The sequence below is a fragment of the Neisseria sp. P0009.S010 genome, assembly GCF_051958545.1.
Taxonomy (GTDB): Bacteria; Pseudomonadota; Gammaproteobacteria; order Burkholderiales; family Neisseriaceae; genus Neisseria; species Neisseria subflava_A.
Genome location: NZ_JBQCVH010000022.1, coordinates 1 through 1,043, shown reverse-complemented (window position 1 = coordinate 1,043; position 1,043 = coordinate 1). Strand labels below are relative to the sequence as shown.

The 1,043-nt window shown below is 62.3% G+C and carries 1 protein-coding gene; it reads right to left on the bottom strand.

Annotated features, from left to right (window positions below):
- Positions 1-1,043, bottom strand: a 1,043-nt coding sequence (locus ACTHSN_RS10745) for a hemagglutinin repeat-containing protein (protein WP_440365317.1), incomplete at both ends; no start/stop codon positions are given.

The window sequence follows — 1,043 nt, the reverse complement described above, 5'->3', positions numbered from 1 at the left end:
GTAATGTTGCTGCCTTGGACGGTAATGTCGCCCTCGCGGCTGCGGATATTGATGTCTCCGCCAGCTTTCAGGCTGCTTTGTTGGCTTTGGCGGTAGTTTTGGTTTTGTTCCTTGCCGGCGGTTTTAAAGCCGAAACCGGCTTCAACGGACAAGAGGACGGCGCCCTGCTGTCCGGTTTGGTTTTTGACGGCGTCGGCCACTTTGCCGACGCTATCGGCCAGTTGGTAGGCTTGGGCGCCGGCGGCTAGACCCTGCAGGGCGCGGGTGCGGTCGTCGGCTTTGCTTTTGGCAGCACCTTCGGCAGCGTTGACCAGATCGATCAGCGGTGAGGAGATTTTGGCGAAGGTGCCGATTTTAAGGTCGCGCTCGCTCTGGCGGCTGCGGCCGTGGTTGTCGGCGGTGCGGATATCAACGCTTTGGGCGGCAATGTCGATGTCGCGGGCGGCGGCAACATCACTGCCGGTTTGGCGGTAGGCACCGCCGGCATCTATCCGTACGCTGCCTTTCAGGCTGCCGATTTGGCTGGCGGCCTGCCGGGTTTCTTCGCCCTCGTTCTCGCGGCGGTTTTTCATCCAGCCGCTAAAGTGCTCGGTGTCGGAAATAACGGCACTGCCGATGCCGGAAGAAACTTGGCGCTCGCTCTGGCTTTGGCGGTGTTCGGCAGCACGGATGTCGATGTCGCCGCCGGCTTTAAGCAGCAGGTCGTCTTGGGAGACCAGACTGCTGCCGCTGACGGCGATATTGCCTTTTTCGGCAAGCAGACGGGTTTTACCGCCCACGGACAGGGTGCTGCCGCTGATGCTGCCGATCTCGCCCGCAGCCTGCCCCTGATCGTTAAAGGTGCCGAAGGGGGTGATATGGTCGCGGTTGTCGATGGAGAAACCGCTGCGCTTGCTGCTGCCGGTTTGCCGGCGGCTGTCGGCCGCGGCCAGCAGTCGGATGTCGTCGCGGGCATACAGCAGGGCATCGCCTTCGGCGGAGATTTGTGCGCCTTTGGCTTCGATGTTGCCTTCGGTGGCACGGATGCTGAGATGGCGGCCGGC